Origin of the sequence: Streptomyces sp. SP18BB07, from assembly GCF_036322545.1 — a bacterium.
GTDB lineage: Bacteria > Actinomycetota > Actinomycetes > Streptomycetales > Streptomycetaceae > Streptomyces > Streptomyces deccanensis.
This window is the reverse complement of sequence record NZ_JAQYWT010000215.1, coordinates 106,652-123,095: the sequence shown is the minus strand read 5'-3', so window position 1 is coordinate 123,095 and position 16,444 is coordinate 106,652. Positions and strand designations below refer to the sequence as shown.

Annotated in this window: 14 protein-coding genes; 5 read left to right on the top strand and 9 right to left on the bottom strand. The window is 73.0% G+C overall.

The features are described from left to right. Positions 1–113 precede the first annotated feature (113 nt). Entirely contained in the window at positions 114–620 is a 507-nt protein-coding gene (locus tag PUR53_RS04065; protein WP_329897573.1) for a flavin reductase family protein, read from the bottom strand. Positions 621–1,040: 420 nt separating this feature from the next. Between PUR53_RS04065 and PUR53_RS04060 the strand changes: the two genes are divergently transcribed. Continuing rightward, positions 1,041–2,405: an MFS transporter gene (locus tag PUR53_RS04060; RefSeq protein ID WP_329907400.1), complete on the top strand. Its 1,365-nt coding sequence runs from the start codon at positions 1,041–1,043 to the stop codon at positions 2,403–2,405. An 82-nt stretch (positions 2,406–2,487) separates the two neighbouring features. Here PUR53_RS04060 and PUR53_RS04055 read toward each other — a convergent pair whose 3' ends face one another. Beyond that, positions 2,488–3,654 carry an acyl-CoA dehydrogenase family protein gene (locus PUR53_RS04055; protein ID WP_329897575.1) on the bottom strand — a complete coding sequence of 389 codons (1,167 nt, stop codon included), beginning with the start codon at positions 3,652–3,654 and terminating at the stop codon, positions 2,488–2,490. A gap of 227 nt (positions 3,655–3,881) precedes the next feature. Beyond that, positions 3,882–4,919, bottom strand: coding sequence for a DUF6081 family protein (locus tag PUR53_RS04050; protein WP_329897576.1), 1,038 nt, complete (start codon positions 4,917–4,919; stop codon positions 3,882–3,884). Between the two features lie 219 nt (positions 4,920–5,138). On the opposite strand from PUR53_RS04050, the gene PUR53_RS04045 reads away from it, so the two are divergent. The 3 genes from PUR53_RS04045 (at position 5,139) to PUR53_RS04035 (ending at position 8,061) form a co-directional block, all read left to right on the top strand. Continuing rightward, the gene (locus PUR53_RS04045) at positions 5,139–6,197 is read left to right on the top strand and encodes an alkene reductase (protein ID WP_329897577.1); all 1,059 of its coding nucleotides are present in this window, start codon (positions 5,139–5,141) and stop codon (positions 6,195–6,197) included. Positions 6,198–6,251: 54 nt separating this feature from the next. Further along, positions 6,252–6,731, top strand: coding sequence for a MarR family winged helix-turn-helix transcriptional regulator (locus PUR53_RS04040; protein WP_329907399.1), 480 nt, complete (start codon positions 6,252–6,254; stop codon positions 6,729–6,731). Between the two features lie 199 nt (positions 6,732–6,930). Then, on the top strand, positions 6,931–8,061 hold the full coding sequence (locus tag PUR53_RS04035) for a sensor histidine kinase (protein WP_329907398.1): 1,131 nt from the start codon (positions 6,931–6,933) through the stop codon (positions 8,059–8,061). 7 nt (positions 8,062–8,068) lie between these two features. On the opposite strand, the gene rfbB is transcribed toward PUR53_RS04035, so the two are convergent. Next, complete coding sequence (gene rfbB / locus PUR53_RS04030; protein ID WP_329897580.1) at positions 8,069–9,043, bottom strand: dTDP-glucose 4,6-dehydratase; 975 nt, start codon at positions 9,041–9,043, stop codon at positions 8,069–8,071. After that, on the bottom strand, positions 9,040–10,107 hold the full coding sequence (locus PUR53_RS04025) for a glucose-1-phosphate thymidylyltransferase (protein ID WP_329897581.1): 1,068 nt from the start codon (positions 10,105–10,107) through the stop codon (positions 9,040–9,042). The genes rfbB and PUR53_RS04025 overlap by 4 nt, the downstream gene beginning before the upstream one ends. 99 nt (positions 10,108–10,206) lie before the next feature. On the opposite strand from PUR53_RS04025, the gene PUR53_RS04020 reads away from it, so the two are divergent. Next, the gene (locus PUR53_RS04020; RefSeq protein WP_329897582.1) at positions 10,207–11,631 is read left to right on the top strand and encodes an NDP-hexose 2,3-dehydratase family protein; all 1,425 of its coding nucleotides are present in this window, start codon (positions 10,207–10,209) and stop codon (positions 11,629–11,631) included. Here PUR53_RS04020 and PUR53_RS04015 read toward each other — a convergent pair. The 4 genes from PUR53_RS04015 to PUR53_RS04000 form a co-directional block, all read right to left on the bottom strand. After that, a complete protein-coding gene (locus PUR53_RS04015) occupies positions 11,582–12,772 on the bottom strand; it encodes a nucleotide disphospho-sugar-binding domain-containing protein (protein ID WP_329897583.1) in 1,191 nt (396 codons plus the stop codon). The two genes, PUR53_RS04020 and PUR53_RS04015, sit on opposite strands and share 50 nt — an antisense overlap. A 226-nt stretch (positions 12,773–12,998) precedes the next feature. After that, positions 12,999–14,642: an MFS transporter gene (locus PUR53_RS04010; protein ID WP_443078124.1), complete on the bottom strand. Its 1,644-nt coding sequence runs from the start codon at positions 14,640–14,642 to the stop codon at positions 12,999–13,001. A gap of 124 nt (positions 14,643–14,766) precedes the next feature. Continuing rightward, positions 14,767–15,852 (bottom strand): NAD-dependent epimerase/dehydratase family protein, encoded by a 1,086-nt coding sequence (locus PUR53_RS04005; RefSeq protein ID WP_329907397.1) that lies wholly within the window; start codon positions 15,850–15,852, stop codon positions 14,767–14,769. Continuing rightward, positions 15,843–16,442, bottom strand: coding sequence for a dTDP-4-dehydrorhamnose 3,5-epimerase family protein (locus PUR53_RS04000; RefSeq protein ID WP_329897586.1), 600 nt, complete (start codon positions 16,440–16,442; stop codon positions 15,843–15,845). The genes PUR53_RS04005 and PUR53_RS04000 overlap by 10 nt, the downstream gene beginning before the upstream one ends. Positions 16,443–16,444 lie beyond the last annotated feature (2 nt).

The window sequence follows — 16,444 nt, the reverse complement described above, 5'->3', positions numbered from 1 at the left end:
ACCCGGGAGCCTGACCGCCGCCTCTGGAACGGCACTTGAGCGTGGCTGGAGCTCTGACGCCGCAGGGGCCGGGGCGCTCGGGCCTCGGCGGAGCCGGCCGCGAGGCGCGGGCCTCAGCGCTGCGGCGCCGTCAGCCGGGAGGCCGGCTCCCAGGTGCCGAACACGCCCCGTTGGTAGAGGACGGCCTCACGGGGGAAGATCTCAGTCTCCTCCACCCGCCCGATCAGCAGCCTGTGGTCGCCCGCCTCCATGGACTGCACGAGGGTGCAGCCGGCGTACGCCACCGCCGCCTCGGTCAGCACCGGCGCTCCCGCCAGCCCACCGTGCCAGGGCACACCGTCGAACTTGCGCGTGCCCTTCCCCGCGAAGGTCACTGCCACGTCCTGGCCCTGCCCGGCGACGAAGTTCACCGCGAAGACCCCGGAGGAGAGCATCGCCGGCAGGGTCTGGGAGCCCTTGCCCACGCAGACCAGGAGCAGGGGCGGCGACGCGGACACCGCGGAGAAGGCGTTGCAGGTGAAGCCGCGCGGTTCGCTGTCGGCACCGAGCGCGGTGATGATCGCGACAGGGGTCGGAATCGTACCGAAAACCGCACGGAAAGCATCCGCGTCCACAGGCATGACGTCCACTCCGCCGAATCGGTCACGGGCCTCTCCCGCTGTCTGTGCAGCACCCTCGGCTGCCCCGCTCGGAGGTGCCTGGAGGGGTGCTCGAACGGCGGCGGGCCGACGACCGTCGCCGTGGTGGCGGGCTGCCCGGCGCCCGGCCGCGGCCCGGTCGGGACTCCAGGCGCGTGCGAGCGGGCCGCGAGCGGGGGGTGTCAGTGTCGGGCGAAGACCCCGTCCCGGGCCGTTCGCGGCTGGTCCGGCCGACGCCTCGGGCCCGCTCACCGCGGCCGAACCACAATCTCCCGCTCCCGGGCCGGGTCCGGGCCGTGTCGGCGCGGCCCGGACCCGGCCCGGCCCAGGCGTGGGCCCACCGTGCGGCGCGCACGGCTGACTGCGAGCGGGGGCGCGACGCCGTCCCGGACGGAGCGAGAGTTGACCGACCGTACAGGCCACGGGGCCCCCGCCGGGCCCGGCACCCGACCGGTCCCGCCCACGCCCGGCACCCGACCTGCCCCGCCTCCGCTCACACCCACGCCCACGCCCACGCCCCGACCGGTTCTCGTCACGCTGCTCCTGGCGAGCACCCTGACCGTGATGGCGGGCGCCACCATCTCCCCCGCCCTGCCGGCGATGCGCCGCCACTTCGCCGAGGTGGACGACATCGCGTTCCTGGTCCGGCTGCTGCTGACGGTGCCCGCGTTGGCGATCGCCCTGGGCGCGCCGCTGGTCGGTGTACTGGTGGACCGTGTCGGCCGTAAGCCGGTGCTGGTCGCCTCGACCCTGCTCTACGCCATGGCGGGCGGCTCGGGGCTGGTCCTCGACGACGTCCACGCCCTGCTCGCCGGACGGGTGCTGCTCGGGCTCGCCGTCGCCGGGGTGATGACCTCGGCCACGGCGCTGGTGGCCGACCTGTACGAGGGCCCGGAGCGCGCGCGTGCCCTGGGCCTCCAAGCCGGGGCGATGGGCTTCGGCGGTGTGGTGTTCCTGTCTGTCGGCGGGGTGCTGGCCGGCCTCGACTGGCGCGGCCCGTTCCTCCTCTATCTGGTCTCGCTGCCGCTGGCCGTGGCGATACTCCTGGTGGTCCGCGAACCGGCCCGGCCGACCGCGGAGACCACCGACCTCACGAGCGCCACGAGCACCACGAACGCCCCGGGTGCCCCGGGTGCCGCCGTCGTCGTGAGGGATGGCCTTGCCGGCCGCGCGCGGGCCCTGACCGCGGGCGCGGTCGGCATCCTCGTCCTCGCCTTCACGGGGCAGTTGGTGTTCTACACGGTGCCCACCCAGCTGCCCTTCCACCTGGCCGGCCTGTCCGGCGTCGGAGCGGTCGGCAGCGGTCTGGTGATCGCCTCGATGAGTGCGGTGCAGGCCGTGGCGTCGACCAACTACGGGCGGCTGGCGGGACGTTCGGGGCGGGCGGCGCTCACGGCGATCGTCTTCGCCCTGCTGGCGGGGGGCACCGCGCTGCTGGGCCTTGCGCGCGGTGTACCGACCGTCCTGGCGGGCCTCGCGCTGATCGGCACGGGGGTGGGCCTGCTGGTGCCGCACCTCAACGCATGGCTGGTGTCCCGTACCCCGCCGCCCGCACGCGGCCGGATGGTCAGCGGGATCACCTCCGCGCTGTTCCTGGGGCAGTTCCTCTCCCCGGTGGCCGCGCGCCCCTTCGCCGACGGCGACCGGCTGTCCGGCGTGTATCTGGCCGCGTCCGCCCTCGCCGCCGTGATGGCCGCGGCGGCCGCCGCCGGGTGGCTGCGCGGGCGCCGCCACCCGGCGGCGGCCCCGGAGCCCGGATCGCGGTGACGGGCTCCGCGCACAGGGGCGCCCCGGCGGTCCGAGGACCGCCGGGGCGCAGCCCGCACCCGCCGGGGGCGCGCGGGAAGCGTCACCCCCCGAAGGCCCGGTCGGCGTACAGCTTGGCAGCCGGGTCGAAGGCCAAGGCCACATGGGTGGCGATGGAGTTGACGTCACGCCAGGTCCGCTGCAACGGGCTGCCAAGGGCGTGTCCGGACGTTCCCGCCGTGGTGAACAGCCTGTTGACCGCCGTCACGGCGAGTTCGGCCGACAGCGAGCAATCCCGCAGGTTGCGGGCCGTCTGGTCGGCCGTCACCCGGGCACCCCGGTCGGCGATCCGTGAGGCACGCTGCAACAGCAGCTCGGCGGCGTCCAGTTCGCCGGCGCCGCGCGCCAGCGTCGCCTCGTACGTGCCGCGCGTGGGGCCCGGGACCCCGGGCCCGCCGGCTCCGCGCCGCAGTCGCAGGGCCGTGTCGCCGGTCCACGTCTTCAGTGCCCCCCGGGCGGCGCCGACGGCGGGCACCGCGAACGACAGCCCGTTGGCGGCCTGGAGCGGCACGGTGTGGCAGTGCGCCGAGGAGCCGAGGGGCTGTCCGTCGAAGAGCCGCTGCCGTTCGAAGCTGTGCGTCTCGGGCACGAACACGTCGTCGACGACCAGGGTGTTGCTGCCGGTCCCGCACATGCCAGAGCTGGCCCAGGTGTCCTTGACGGCGTACGCGGCACGCGGCAGCGCGTACAGCCGTGCCGGCGGCGGCCCGCCCGCGCTCTCCCCCGCCGCTCTCTCCTCGGGTACGACGGCACACACCAGGGCCCAGTCGGAGTGGTCCACCCCGCTGATGTACGCCCAGGAGCCGGAGACCCGCCAACCGCCGCTCTCGCGTGTCGCCCGGCCGAACGGCGACAGCGAACCCACGACGAAGGTGTCGGGTCCGTCGGCCCATACGTCGGCGTGCGCCTCCTGGGGCAGATAGGCCGCCATCCGGGCCAGGCTCGCCGCGATCGAGGCACACCACGCGGTGGCGGCGCAGCCCTCGGCCAGTGTGGCGACGGCCGCGGTGAGCTCCTCGAAGGTACCGTCCGCGCCGCCTCGCGCGGCCGGCGCGAAGTGCCGCGCGAACCCGGTGCGGAGCATCCGCGCGACCACGTCGGGGGTCAGCCGCCGTTGCTCCTCCGCGTCCTGGGCACGGTGCCGGGCCAGTTCGGCCAGTTCGGCCGACCGCTCGACAAGCCCACTCGCCTGGGACCCCTGTGGCTGCATCCTGCCTCCTTGACGCGGGCGATCGACGGCCCGAAGCCTGCCGGGGCCCGCTGGACCAGCGCTCGGGGCGGCCTTGAGCGGCGGCCCCCGGAACGAGGAAGCGCGCCGGAGGCGGGTCTCCCCGTCTCCGACGCGCGAACCGTGTCCGACGGCCGGCGGCCGTAAGCCTTCGCCTGTCAGCCGTCGGTTGTCGGCCTCCGGCCATCGACTGCCGGTCGGACGTCAGGTCAGTCGGACGTCACCGTGAACGACGACACCTGAAGCTGCGCCCCCTGTCCCCACAGCCGGTTGCCCGCCAGGGACTTGTCGTCGACGAACGTCTGCGGGGCGGGCGCGCCCACCATCGGCTTGTAGTAGGCGTTCGCGTCGGAGTCGAGCCGCACCAGACCGCGCCCGTCGGCGCCCGCCCCGTCGAGCAGGCTGAACGTGCCCACGGCGCACTGGAGTTGCCGCGGAACGACGGTCTCCTCGGTGCCGCCGTGGTCGATCAGCATGTACTTGCGGTCCAGTGCCCGCGTCCCGATCTTGTTCACGGTGAGCACCGTGGCCCCGTTGACCTTCCACGTCGCCCGGGACCGGTTCTCCAGAACGATCTCGTACGTCAGCTGCGTGCCCTTGGTCATCGTGGCGACCGGCACGGCGTAGCTGAACGCCGCGTAGGTGCTGCCGGGCGAGCGCAGGCGCTCGTAGAAGGCGTACACCCGGTTGTTCGTCACGAAGAAGTCGAAGACGACATTGGTCTCCGGGTCGAGGGTCACCATCGCGCCCGACGCGAGCCGCAGATCAGTCTGCGCGTTGGACACGGCGGATCCGAACGGGTGCTTGTCGGTGCCTGTGGTCTCCACCGCCATCTTCGTGGTGCACGAGACCTTGCCGGCGGCGGGCGCGTCGAAGCCCGGGTAGCCGCTGGACGCGGAACGCCGGGGCCAGGCCAGCCACTTGAGGTGGTCGGCGTCCCCCTGGCCGCCGGCCGACTGCTGGCCCGTGGTGTAGGCGAAGGCCGGCTTGCCCGTGGCCGGATCGGTTCCCGAGGGAACGACTTTCAGCCCCGTCGAGGACGTGGACGTGATCCCGTCGCCCTCTGGCAGAGAACCGGCGGGAAGCTGCTGCCAGCTTCCGCTCGGCGAAGCGTTGAATCCTGACTGGAAGTTGTCGCTGAAGACTGTCTGCGCCTGCTCGTCGGCCGTCGCGCTGCCGACCTGTGCGAGGGCGATGAGCAGCGCGGTCACCACAACCGCGCGGCGCCGTCTCACTCCGTGACCCATGATGTTTCCCCTCCCGTGACGGGTTGCGTCGTGGCTGATCCTCAGCGGTGGCCCATGAGCCTCGCTAGAGCCGAACACGGCCGAGATCGATCGGGTGTGTCCGATCAATTCCGCTGCGTCACCCGGCCCTGGTCAGGGTGTGCGTGGCCGGATTTACGTGGCCGACCACCAAATCGCTGCTAGATTTATGTGGTCGGCAACGCGATCGGGAGGCAGCACATGGAGAAGTTGTTCACGCCCACCACGGTGGGGCGGGTCAAGCTGGAGCACCGGCTGGCCATGGCACCGATGACCCGGGACCGCGCGCAGGCCGACGGCACGCCGACGGACCTGATGGCGCTCTACTACCGGCAGCGCGCCTCGCTCGGCCTGCTGATCACCGAGGGCACCCAGCCCTCGGCGGACGGCCAGGGCTATCTGCTGACCCCCGGTATCCACACCGAGGAGCACGTGGCCGGCTGGCGCAAGGTCGCCGACGCCGTGCACGAGGCGGGCGGCCACCTGTTCATCCAGCTCATGCACGTGGGCCGGATGTCCCACCCGGACAACACACCGCACCACCGGCAGCCGGTCGCTCCCTCGGCGATCGCCCCCGGGGAGCAGATGTTCTGTATGAGCGGCCCGCAGGAGATCCCCGTGCCGCGCGCGCTGTCCACCGAGGAGGTGCGTGCCACGGTCGACGACTTCCGCCGCGCCGCCGCCCTCGCCGTGCGGGCCGGCGCCGACGGCGTGGAGATCCATGGCGCCAACGGCTACCTGCTGCACCAGTTCTTCGCGGAGAACGCCAACCACCGCACCGACGAGTACGGCGGCTCCGTCGAGAACCGTGCCCGCTTCGCCCTGGAGGTGGCCGCCGCGGTGGCCGAGGAGATCGGCGCCGACCGCACCGGCATCCGGCTCTCCCCCGGCGTCCCGATCGGTGGCCTCGTCGAGGGCGAGAGCGGCCCCCGGCTCTACCGCCACCTCGTCGGCGAACTCGCCGAGCTCGGCCTGGCGTACGTCCACCTGATGCACATCGGCGACGAGGAACTGCTGCGTGACATCCGCGCCGCCTGGCCGACCGCGCTGCTCGTCAACCGTCCCGGCCGCCCGCGCGAGGCCGTGACCGCCGACATCGAGGCGGGGCTCGCGGACGTCGTCACCGTCGGCGCCTGGGCGCTGGCCAACCCCGACCTGGTGGAGCGGCTGCGTCAGGGCGCTCCGCTCAACGAACCCAACCCCGCCACCTACTACGGTGGGGGCGAAGGCGGGTACACCGACTACCCGACCCTTGCCTGACACCGGCACGGGACAGTGCCGGACCTGACGGCGACGAACGTGAGGGAGCGGCCCGTGGACGGCGCGGCGGAGAAGTTTCCGGTGAGCTTCACGATCTTCGGGCTGGCCCGACGGCACCGCGCGCTCGCCGCGGAGATGCTCCGGGACCTGGGGCTGTACCCGGGCCAGGAGATCATGTTGCTGCAACTGTGGGAGAACGACGGCCAGTCGCAGAACAGCCTCGGGCGGACCCTCGGCCTGGACCACTCCACGGTCGCCAAGTCGGTCCGGCGGCTGGAGGAGGCCGGTCTGGTCGTGCGCGCCCGGTCCGCACGGGACCGCCGCACCACGATCGTGACCCTGACGCAGGCCGGGCGGAACCTGGAGAGCGCCGTCACCGAGGTCTGGGCGCGGCTGGAGGAGTGCACCGTCGCGGGGTTCTCGGCCGCCGAGCGCCAGGCGTTCGTGCTGCTCGCCCGCCGGATCGAGGCCAACCTCGACCCGGACACCCCGGCGGCGCCGGCCGGCGGACCGGCCCCCGCGCCCCTGGCCTGACCCGTACCGCCGGCCCGGCCCCGTCGCGCGAGGGTGCCCACCCTCGTCGCGGCCGGGTCCCGGCCGCTCCTGCCCGCCGCACCGGGCACGCCCCGTGACACCGACCCGGAAATCCGGACACCCACCTCCCGTCATGGGTTCCGGGTCGGTGACATCCCGGCAGCCGTCACCGACGACCTCGCGGACACCAGGAGATCCCATGGCACAGCCCGTTCTCGGTGGCCGGACCACCGCCGCCGCACCGCCCTCGGCGGACCCCACCCGCGCCCCGGCCGCACCCCACGGAGCGGTGCTGCACGGCTCCGTGCCGAGCCCGGCCGAGCCGGAGGACCACCTCTACGTCCAGGCCTCCCGGCCCGCGCCGACCGCCGACGTCTTCACCCGGTGGGCCCTCGACCGGCCCGGAACCGCCTACGCGCTGATCGTCGCGGTGGTGCAGGGGCTGTGCGTCCTGGCCGTCCTGCTGAACCCCGTGGCCGGCGCGAGCCCGGTCAGAGGCTGGTCGGTGGTCGCGGTGAGCGTGCTGTGCGCGGGCCTGGCCGCACAGGGCGTACGCCGTTCACCGCTGCCCCCGGCGCTGCTCGCGGCGGTGGCCACGGCCCTGGCCCTGGCCTGGGTGCTGACGCCCGGTGAACTCGCCTATGTGGCGGTGTCCACGGGGGTCGCGGCGGCCGGCGGCCGGGCACTGCGGCATTTTCGGACGGAACTGGCCGCCTGTGAGCTGCGGGCGCGGACCGAGCGGCAACGGCTGGCGGAGGAGCACCGCCGGCTCCACCGCGATCTGCACGACCTGGTCGGCTACAGCCTGTCGGCGGTCGTCGTCCAGGCGGAGGTCCTGGACCGGCGGCTCGCCCAGGAACGCGGCGCGGACCGGCCGGAGGTGGCGGAACTGCTCTGCCTGACGCGCCGTGCCCTGGCCGAGATCCGGACCGTGTCCGCAGGTCCGCGGCAGCTCGTCCTCGCGCGCGAACTCGTGTCCGTCCAGCGGATTCTGAGCGCCGCGGAGGTGAAGACCGTGATCGAGGGCCTCTCACCGGCCATGGCGGACCCGCACGCGGAGGCCGCACTGGCGGCCGTGCTCCGCGAGGGAACGACCAACCTCCTGCGCCACAGCCGGGCCCGCAGCTGCCGGATCACCCTGCGCGAAGAGGGGGGCCGGGTGACGCTGCGGCTGTCCAACGACGGCTACGAGTCCGGTGCCGGCACCGGTGCCGGCACCGGTCTGCGCAATCTCGCCGACCGGGTCGCCGCCGTGGGCGGCACCCTGACCTGGGCCCACGGCGACAACTGGTTCTCCCTGCAGGCCGAGTGCCCGGTCCGGTGCCGGTGACCGGACGTCACCGGGCGGCCAGCACGGGCCCTTTCCAGAACCAGGGGTTGTCGCGGTACCAGGTGACGAGGTCCGCCAGACCCTCCACGAACGTCCACCGCGGCGCGTAGCCGAGTTCTCGGCGGATCTTGGAGTCGTCGACCGAGTACCGCAGATCGTGAGCCTTGCGGTCCTCGACCTGGGTGACCATGTCCCAGTCGAGCCCGAACAGGTCCAGCAGCCGGGCGGTGACCTCACGGTTGTCGAGTTCGGTACCGCCGCCGATGTTGTAGATCTCTCCGGCCGCGCCGCGGGTCAGCACCAGGTGTACGGCGCGGCAGTGGTCGTCCACGTGCAGCCACTCGCGGACGTTGCGCCCGTCGCCGTAGAGCGGGACCGGCAGCCCGCTGCTCAGGTTGGTGATGAATCGGGGGAGCAACTTCTCGGTGTGCTGGTACGGGCCGTAGTTGTTGGAGCAGCGGGTGACGCGCACGTCGAGGCCGTGGCTGCGCCAGTAGGCGCGCGCGACGAGATCGCTGCCCGCCTTGGACGCCGCGTAGGGCGAATTGGGCAGCAGGGGCTCGGACTCGTCCCACGAGCCGTGGTCGATCGAGCCGTACACCTCGTCCGTCGAGATGTGCACCACCCGGCGCACCCCCGTCCGCACACAGGACTCCAGCAGGCTCTGGGTGCCGCCGACGTTCGTCCGCACGAAGTCGGCTGCGGCGGACAGCGAGCGGTCGACATGGCTCTCCGCCGCGAAGTGGACGACGTCCTCGTGGCCGGGCAGCAGCAGCCGCAGCAGGTCCTCGTCGCACACGTCCCCGCGCACGAAGGTGAGCCGCGGGTGGTCCAGGGGGAGGTTCTCGGTGCGGCCGGCGTAGGTCAGCTTGTCGAGGACGGTGATCTCGGCGTCCTCGTAGCCGGGGTAGCCGCCGGACAGCATCGTCCGGACGTAGTGCGAGCCGATGAAGCCCGCCCCGCCGGTGACCAGTACTTTCACGCCCCTACCTCCGCGTCGGCATGGTTGTCGAGGACACGGCCGGGCCGTCGGGCGTCGCCGTCACCGCCGAAGGAGGCGCGGGGGCCGACGACGGAGTGGCGCAGCATGGGGACGTCCCGGACCGCGGCACCTTCCAGCAGGATCGCTTCACTGATCCGTGAGCCGTCCACGACACAGTGCGAACCCACGGCGGTGTACGGGCCGAGTGTGCTGTCGCGGATCGTGCTGTTCGCCCCGACGACGAGGGGGCCGACCAGCCGGGAGCCCAGGACCCTGGCCCCGGGTTCGACCACGACCGCGCCCTGGACCGTACTCGCGTGGTCGATCTCGCCCTCCAGACGGCGGCCGGTCTGCCGGCTCAGCAGCGTCCGGTTGCAGGTCAGGAGGTCGCCGGGGTTCCCGGCGTCCTTCCAGAAGTCGTCGTACTCCCCGGCGGTGACCCGCTGCCCGGTGTCGACGAGATGCTGGATCGCGTCCGTGATCTCCAGCTCACCCCGTGCGCTCGGGACGACGGACCGGACCGCCTCGTGGATCGCCGGTGTGAAGAAGTAGACGCCGATGACCGCCAGGTCGCTCGCCGGGTGCGCGGGCTTCTCCGTCAGCCGGCGCACCACGCCCTCCTCGGTGACCTCGGCCACGCCGTAGGCCCGGGGGTCGTCCACGCGGCTGACCATGAGGTGGGCGGCGACGCGGTCCGCCCGGAACCGGGCGGTCTCCTTCTCGATGCCGCCGGCCAGCACGTTGTCGCCCAGGTACAGCACGAAGTCGTCGTCGGCGAGGAAGTCGCCCGCGACGGCGATGCCATGGGCGAGCCCGAGGGGCGCCTCCTGCCGGATGTAGGTGAGGTCCACGCCCCAGCGCGAACCGTCGCCCAACGTGTCGGCGATCTGCTCCGCGCGACTGCCGACCACCACCCCGATCTCGGTGACACCGGCATCGCGAATGTTTTCGACACAGTGCACGAGCACGGGTTTGCCGGCCACCGGCAACAATTGTTTGGCCATGGAATGAGTGAAGGGGCGCATACGCGATCCCGTTCCCCCGGAAAGTACCAGTGCCTTCATGGACCGCCACTCTGCGGATTCCCTCTCAATTCTCGGTGGACGCAAACTTGAGCACCGCTGTTCAAGCGCGAATCGAGTGCGGGGGCCCAGGTTGACGGTGTGCTCCCCACTGACATCGCGACATCACAGCAGCTCAGCATCGGTGCGCGGCTGGCCGTTTCGCGGGCCGCCACCGATACGGCCACCTCTCCCGCGGCAGGTTTTCGGCGATGGTTCGCGGAGTATGCGCGGACCCGTCACTACCGCGTCCTGCGGGCGCCGTTGAACGGTCTTCCGGGATGGTCGTTCCAGCCCGGCACCGGCGACCTGGTCCACGAGAGCGGAAGATTCTTCTCGGTGACCGGGCTTCGGGTCGGCACGGATTTCGGCGGGGCCCGGGAATGGCGTCAGCCGATCATCAGCCAGCCCGAAGTGGGAATGCTCGGCCTCCTGCTCAAAGATTTCGACGGCGTGCTCCACTGCCTCGTGCAGGCCAAGATGGAGCCCGGCAACGTGAACTCCCTGCAACTCTCGCCCACCGTGCAGGCCACCCGCAGCAACTACACCGGTGCGCACCACGGCCGTGCCGTGCCCTATCTGGAGTACTTCACGGGCCCGGGCCGGGGCACCGTCGTGGCGGACTCCCTCCAGTCCGAGCAGGGCTGGTGGTTCCTGCACAAGAGGAACCGCAACATGGTGGTGGAGACGGAGCGGGAGGTGCCCCTGGTGGACGGGTTCCGCTGGCTCACGCTGGGCCAGCTCGGTGCGCTGCTGCGGCGGGACCACCTCGTGAACATGGACACCCGCACCGTCCTCGCGACCCTGCCCGGCGCGGACTCCGAGGACGTCCGGGAAGCCGGGCCCACCCTCGCGGGCAGGGTGCGCGGGGCGCTCGACCAGGACGCCCCGCTCCCCCTGCCCGATGTCCTCAGCCGGCTCACCGACGCCCGCTTCCGCTACCAGCTCCTCCAGGAGAGGATTCCCCTGGACGAGGTGCTCGGCGACGGCTGGCACCGTTCCCCGGACGTGGTCTCGCGGACCGACGGGCGGCACTTCTCGGTGCTCGGGGTCACCGTCGAGGCCGAGGAGCGCGAGGTGGCCCGCTGGGCCCAGCCACTGCTCGCTCCCGCCCCCGGCCTGGCCGGGCTGCTCGTCCGGCGCGTCGGCGGAGTCCCCCAGGTCCTGCTGCACACCAGGGTCGAGGCGGGCTGTCTGAACGTCGCCGAGTTCGCGCCCACCGTGCAGTGCGCCGCGCTTCCCTCCCCGGACCGTGCGCCGGGCGCCCGCCACCCCTTCGTGGACCGGCTGCTCTCGGCACCGCCGGAGCACACGCTGTACGACACCTTGCTGTCGGAGGAGGGCGGCCGTTTCCACCACGCGGTCACCCGGTATCTGATCGTCGAGGTGTCCGACGACCACCGGGCCGCCGTGCCCGAGGACTACTGCTGGGTGACGCTCCCCCAGGCCCGCGCCCTGATCGGGTACGGCAACACGGTCAACGTGCAGGCGCGAACCCTGCTGGCCTGTCTGATGTGGGCGCGCTGAACCCGCCCGGCCTGCCCGCGAGTTCCTCCAGGACCGGCACCAGCCGCGACGGTGCGGGCAGCGCCGCGTACTCCTCGGCCAGGGCGTGGGCCCGCCTCCTGTACGACGGGTCGTGCAGCAGCTCGCGGCAGGCCTCGGCGACGCGGCTCGGGGTGGCCTCGTCCCGGTGCACCAGGAGCGCTGCGCCGGAACCCGCGTGCCGCACGGAGGGCTCGACCATCTTGTGCAGATCCGGCAGGAGGAGCTGGGGCACACCCGCGGCGATGCCGGTCAGCGCGGTGCTGCCGCCCGCGTGATGGACGAGCAGGTCGCAGGTGGGCAGCACCACGTCCAGCGGGATCCAGCCGGCCCGGACCCGCCCCGCCGCGGTGCCGAGTTTCGCCGCCACCTCCTCGGGGGCCGCGACCACGACCTCCGTGCCCGGCTGTGCGACCCGGTCCACCAGTTCCCTGAGGTGTTCGACCTCGTGGTCGAGCGAGACCCGGCTGCCGGTGGTGACACACACCCGCAGCCGGTCTCCCCGGGTGTACATCCAGGGCTCCAGGGGTTTCTGGAGGGCACAGGGCACATAGCGCATGGTCCGGGCGGGCGGGGCGTCGGCAGGGGCCAGGCTCGGCGGGCAGAGGTCGATCCGCAGGTCGGGAGCGGGCAGCTCCGCCAGGCCGGCCCGCCGCAGCTCCGGGGCCAGTTCCTCGGCGGCGTGCCGGTCGATCTCCGGCGGCTCGCCCAGGTCCCAGGCGTGACGTACGTACGGGACGCCGAGGCGGGCCGCGAACAGCGGCGCCGCGAAGCTCAGCGCTCCGCCGACCACCAGGTCGGGGCGCCAGGACTCCGCGAGGGCCGTCAGCGCGTCGAGGCTCGCCGCGGCCAGCCGGCCGAAGCCCCGGCCCGTGTAACGCAGCTCGCCCGGCAGGTGATCAGGCAGCTCCAGGGGCCGCCCCTCGCGGTCGGTCGCGAAATACTCCCGCATGGACCGGGACGCGACCGGCAGAGCGGTCAGCCCGGTCCCCGCGACGACCGGCATCATCTCCCTCGTCGCGGCCATGAAGACGTGGTGCCCGGCGGTCCGCACCGCGTGGGCCAAGGGCGTCAGGCCGAAGACCGTGGCCGGGCTGCCGGCGGCAACAAAAAGGATCTTCATGCCCGCGCACACTAGAAAGCGCCCCTCAAGACCCCCTCGAACACCGCTCAAGACCCCCTGGAGCGCCCCCGCCCCGGTGCCCGACGACCGCCGGTGAGCAGGGCTCGTTCGGCGGTCGCGGGCGGCTGGGCCGGCCGGGGCCGCTCCGCGCGGTGTCGCGGGCAGCGGACGGCGGCCGGACAGCAGTGCGGCGGGGGCCGGTTCGGGGCTCAGCCGCGGGTGCGGCTCAGTCCCGTGCGCCCACTGCCTCGGCGGCGCGGTCCGGGCCCGGGGGTGGCTCCTCCGTGCCGGTGCCGCTCGCGCGGACATGGCGCTGCACGATCATCGTGAGCACCGCGACAGCGACGAGAACACAACCGCTGATCGCCGCGTTGACGTGCAGCCCCTCGGTGAAGGCGGCGCGGGCGGCGTCGAGCAGGTCGGCACCGGCCGCCTCCGGCAGCCGCGCCGCCAGGTCCACGGCGCCACCGAGGGTGTCGCGCGCGCCCTCGGCGGCCTCCGTCGGGGCGCCGGCCGGAACCGCGCCGGTCACCTCCGAGCGGTAGACCGCGTTGCCCACGCTGCCGATGACCGCGATCCCCAGAGCCATGCCGAGTTCGCCGCTGGTCTCCGACATCGCCGACGCCGCCCCGGCCTTCTCGGGCGGCGCGGAGTTGAGGATCAGATCGGTACTCAGGGTCATCATCGGCCCCAGGCCGAGCCCGACGGCGAAGTTCCCGGTGACCAGCAGCGCCAACCCGGAGGAGGAGGGCACCTGGGACAGGGCGCCGTAGCCGGCCGCGGCGACCAGCAGGCCCGATCCGACGACGAACGCGGGCCGGACCCGCCGGGCCACCGCAGGACCCAGGTTGGTGCCGGCGATCAGGCCCAGCGCGCCGGGAATCATCCACAGGCCGGCCACCAGCGGCGACAGGCCCTCCACCAGCTGGAGGTACTGCGTCACGAAGAGCTGGGTGCCCGCCATGGCGAGGATGCCCAGGGTCATCGTCATCAGCGAGGCGCTGAATCCGGGCCGGGCGAACAGCCGCAGGTCCAGGAAGGGTTCGGCCAGCCGTCGCTGACGGACCACGAAGGCCGCGGCGACGGCGAGTCCGACCGCGAGGATCAGCACCGCCCGACCGCCGAAGCCGTCCTCCGCCAGCTTCTTCAGGCCGTACACCACCCCGAGCACGGCGGCCAGCGACAGGGCGGCGCTGGCCAGGTCCAGCCGGCCCGGAGCGGGATCACGGGCCTCCGGCAACAGCACCGGGCCCATGGCCAGGAGCAGCAGCATCACCGGGACGGAGAGCAGGAAGACCGAGCCCCACCAGAAGTGTCCCAGCAGCAGACCGCCGAGCAGCGGGCCCAGGGTCGAGCCGACCGAGAAGCAGGTCATCCAGACGCCGATGGCGAACGTGCGCTGCCGGGCGTCCTGGAACATCGTGCTGATCAGGGAGAGCGTCGACGGCATCAGCGTGCCGCCGGCCAGGCCCAGCAGGGCGCGGGCCACGATCAGCAGCGGGGCACTGTCCGCGAAGGCCGCGAGCACCGAGGCCACCCCGAACGCCGCCGCGCCGACCAGCAGCAGTTTGCGGCGGCCGATCCGGTCGCCCAGCGTGCCCAGGGTGATCAGCGAACCGGCGATCACGAAGCCGTAGATGTCCATGATCCACAGCAGTTGCGCGCCGCTGGGCTTGAGATCGGCGCTCAGATGCGGCAGCGCCAGATGCAGCACCGAGTTGTTCAGTGCGATGAGCAGGGTGGGCAGGGCGAGCACCGCCAGCCCGATCCACTCGCGCCGGCCGGCCCGGGGCACGGCGGCAGGAGGAGAGGAAGAAGAAGGGGAAGAGGAAGAAGGGGAAGAGCTCGTTGAACTCACTGAGGATCCCATGGTTCCGGTGCCTCCAACCGCCGACTTCCTTCTCGTCAGCGACACGCGACACCGTGAGAAAGAGGCTAGGGCAAGCACGCGCACCCCTGTCAAGGCGTGCCCGCGATCTCCCTGTGCGCCGAGGTCAGGCGCGGGCGGAGACCTGCCGGGCCAGGGCCGCCACGGTCAGCTCCAGGGCCTCGCTCAGCGGTGTGACGGGCCGCCAGCCGGTGGCCGTGCGGAACGCCGTGGCGTCCACCTCGACGCTGCGGAAGTCGGAGGCCTCGGCGTGCTCGGGCGGGGTGACGGAGACCACCGGCACGGGAGGCCGCCCGGTGCGGTCCGCCACGATCCGCGCGATCCGGGCGAACACCTCGCCCAGGGGCTCACCGTGGCCGGTGCCCAGCAGCCAGTGCCGTCCGGCCAGGGCGTCCGCGTGGTCCAGGGAAGTGACGAGGGCACGGGCCACGTCGTCGACGTAGAGCAGGTCGCGGCGGACCGTACCGTCGTGCCACATGGTGAGCGGCTCACCGGCGAGCGCCCGGCGGACCATCGCCGACACCACGCCCTTGTCGGTGGCGGTGGAAGCGGGCCCGTACCCGAAGACGGTGGGCAGCCGCAGCACGACGCCGCGCAGCACGTTCTCCGCCGTGGCCCGCTTCAGTGCCTGCTCGGCCGCGAGTTTCTGCCGGTCGTACGTGCCCGTGGGCGCGTCCGGTTCACTGCCGTCGATACGGACCGGCGCGGTGGGGCCCGCCTGGGTGGTCGTGCCCGCGAACACCACGGTCGGGGGCGGGGCGGCCGGGCGCCGTTCGCGCCGGGCGCGCAGTGCCTCGATGAGATCGTGCGCCAGGCCCACGTTGACCCGCTCCGCAGCCGTGTCGCCCTCGGCGACCCGCCAGGTCGCCGGGCCCGCGATGTACGCGACCAGATGGACGACCGCGTCGGCGCCCTCGACGGCCCGGGCCAGTTCCCCCGGGGCACCGAGGTCGGCCGACCGCACCTCGATCCGGGCCGTCGCGGCCGCGGGGACCGGGACCGGCCCCCGGGCCACGCAGCGCAGCCGGATCGGGCGCCGGGCCAGTTCCCGGACGACGGCGGACCCGATGAACCCCGAGGCGCCCAGGACGACGACCAGGGGCGGCTCGTGCGGCGGCCCGGCCGTACCGGCGAGGTCGTTCGTGTCGCCCTTACGGCGCATACCCGCCGTGCGGCCTCGGTTCATACCCATCGTGCGGCCTCGGTCTCCTGGCAGACGGTGTAGTCGGGGAGGAGGCCCCTCGCCGCGGCCTCCTCCAGCGTGGGCGCGAGCCGGTCCCGCTCCGAGAGCACGGGCTCGATCCCGTCGGGGATCGGCAGTCCGAGCGCGGGATCCAGCACGGACACGGCATGTTCACGCTCGGCGACATAGCCGGTCGAGAGGAGGTACGACACCACCGTGTCGTCCTCCAGCGCGACGAAGGCGTGGCCGACGCCGAGCGGGTAGTACACAGCCCGGAAGTCCTCCTGGTCGAGCAGCACCGCGTCCCACACGCCGAAGGTCGGCGAACCGGTCCGCAGGTCCACGACGATGTCCAGTGCCCTGCCCCGCGGGCAGTAGGCGTACTTGGCCATCCCCGGCGGGGTGGAGGTGAAGTGGATTCCGCGCACCGCCCCGCGCCGCGACGTGCTGTGGCTGAACTGGGCGAGGGGGAAACCGTGCCCGACGGCCTCGGTGAAGGCCTCCTCCTGGAACGGGGAGAGGAACAGCCCCCGGTCGTCCGGGTAGACCCGCGGGGTGAACTCCACGGCCCCCTCGACCTTCAGCCTGCGTGCGTCCATGC